Below are 2357 nucleotides of genomic sequence, written 5' to 3'. Positions count from 1 at the left end.
GGGCAGACCGGGACCGCGCCGACACCGCCGCAGCCGCCGCCGCGGGGCACCCTCGACCCCTACGCGAACCCCCAGCAGGCCCAGACGATGCCCGGGCCCGACTACCCGCCGCCGCCCCGCCCCGACGACCAGCGGCCGGGTCGCGACCATCCGTTTGACCCATTTGGAGGAGGAGCCTGATGCGCCGGTTCTTGGTGGTCGGCTGCGGCGGATCCGGTGGCGCCACGCTGGCGTACATGATGGATCAACTGCGCTCGGAGCTGCACACCGCCGGGGTGTCGTCGCTGCCGGCGGGGTGGCAGTTCGTCCACATCGACGTGCCCAGCGGCGCCGAGACCGGACCCGACGGGTTGGCCAATGTGCCCGCGCAGGGCGGCAGCTACATCGGCAGCGGCCCGCAGGGCAGCAGCTACGCCACCCTCGACGGGGCGCTGGCCCAGCGGTTGGCGGCCGGGTCGGCGCTGGACACCATCGCCACCTGGGCGCCGCGGCAACCCGAAGGGGTGACCAACCCGATTTCGGCGGGCGCCGGGCAGTACCGGGCGATCGGCCGGATGATCACGCTGAGCAAGGCCGGCGAGATCCGTCAACGCCTGCAGAACGCCTGGGATCAGCTGTTCCGGGTCGAGGCGATCTCGGAAATGGCGCAGCTGCAGGTGCCCGGTATGGGCCGCTTCGACCCCAACGAGCCGCCGCTGGTGTTGGTGGTGTCGTCGATGGCCGGCGGCGCCGGCGCGTCGATGGCGCTGGACATCTGCCGGCTGCTGACGCTGGTGTCGGGCCTGGACCCCAAGCTGATGGGGGTGTTCATGGTGACCCCCGACATCTTCGATTCGCTGCCCGAAAGCGCCCGAATCGGGGTGCGCGCCAACGCGTTGGCGATGCTCGGGGAGATCGTGGCCAGCCAGTCCGGTGCGGCCCGGGAACACGACGTGCGGATCCTGCGGGCCCTGGGCCAGCAGCAGGGCGAAGGGGAGCCGATCCCGTTCGCCCGGGTGTTCCCGGTCGGGCGGTACGTCGGCGCCGACCGCACCCTGTTCGGTGACGGGTCGCAAAACGCGGTCTACCGCGGGCTGGGCCGCGGGCTGGCCGGGCTGATGATGAGCGGCAAGGCCAGCGACCAGTTCGTCTCCTACGACCTGGGCAACACCGCCTCCCCGGCCGGTGACCGCGACCTGCTCGGCTGGGGCAACGAGGTGTGGGATCCGTTGCCGTGGGGCACCTACGGGTTCTCCAGCCTGTCCATGGGCCGCGACCGCTACGCCGAATACGCCGCCCAGCGGCTGGCCCGCAGCTGCGCGGACAAGCTGCTGTTCGGCCACCTGCAGCCGGGCAACCCGGCCTCGGCCACCGAGCAGCTGGACTCGCTGCTGGACAGCCAGTGGCCGGCCATCTGCAACGGCCTGGGCCTGCCGCCGACCTCGGGCGACGAGAGCAACCGCATCCAGCTGCTGGGTGGCTGGATCACCAACGTGGCGTTGCCGGCTCGCTCGGTGGCCGCCACCACCGGCATGCTCATCGAGCGCCAGCTGCGCGGCTATCTGCCCAGCCCGCAGGGGATGACCGCCGAACAGTGGGTGCCGATCTTCCGGCAGGCGGTCGCCAACCGCCGCGGCCCGCTGACCCAGGCGGTGCACGACGCCGGCTACGCGCTGGCCTTCGGCTGGCACCGGGAGTTCGCCGACCGCATCGACACCGCGGTCACCTATTCGATCGCCAATTTCAGCCTGCCCTACGCCCGCGGCGTGGTGGACCTGCTGCGCCGTTTCATCGACGACGAACTCGCCACGGCCATGGACGATCTGGGCGCGATGGGCCCCGCCGACGTGGTGGCGCTGGCGCCGAACGTGGAGACCACGCTGGCCTCGCTGCGGGGCGTGATGACCAACGCCGACCAGGTGTTGCACACCGCGCTGGACGGGTTCCACGGCAACCTGCGCCGCGCGGTGTACGCCAGCGCGTCCGCCAAGATCGCCGACGTGCTGAAGGTCATCGGCGCCGAACTGCTGGCGCCGCTGTCCGCGGCGCTGGGCGAAGCCCAGGTGGTGCTGGAGAAAGCCCGCTCGGAGCCGCCGGCGGACGTCGGGTTGGCGCGGCTGGCCACCGACCAGTACGCGGCCTGGCCGTCGGACGCCGACGAGCTGGTGCCCAGCCGGTTCGCCGAAGCGAACAACGAAGTGCTGCTGATCAACTCGACGGCGTTCAAGGCGCGCTACGAACTCGACCTGCCCAAGGCGCTGGCCAGCGGTCACGGGTCGCCGCCGTTTTACGCCGCGGTCGCCGAGAGCACCGCCCGGGTGATCTCGGGCCAATGGCAGACCACCGGCGGGGTCGCGGCCCCCGGCGGGCTGCTGGAG

Annotated in this window: 1 protein-coding gene and 1 pseudogene; both read left to right on the top strand. The window is 72.0% G+C overall.

What is annotated here, in order from left to right; all coding sequences use genetic code 11:
* Positions 1-180, top strand: a pseudogene (locus tag BKN37_RS29645) (hypothetical protein); the annotation flags it as partial.
* Positions 180-2357: tubulin-like doman-containing protein (locus BKN37_RS26855; RefSeq protein ID WP_242657377.1), on the top strand; the 2178-nt coding region annotated here is incomplete at its 3' end. The pseudogene BKN37_RS29645 and the gene BKN37_RS26855, both read left to right, overlap by 1 nt.

The sequence above is a fragment of the Mycobacterium talmoniae genome (assembly GCF_001854525.1).
GTDB lineage: Bacteria > Actinomycetota > Actinomycetes > Mycobacteriales > Mycobacteriaceae > Mycobacterium > Mycobacterium talmoniae.
Note: the sequence above shows the minus strand (reverse complement) of the source record. Positions and strands in the feature narration are given on the sequence as shown.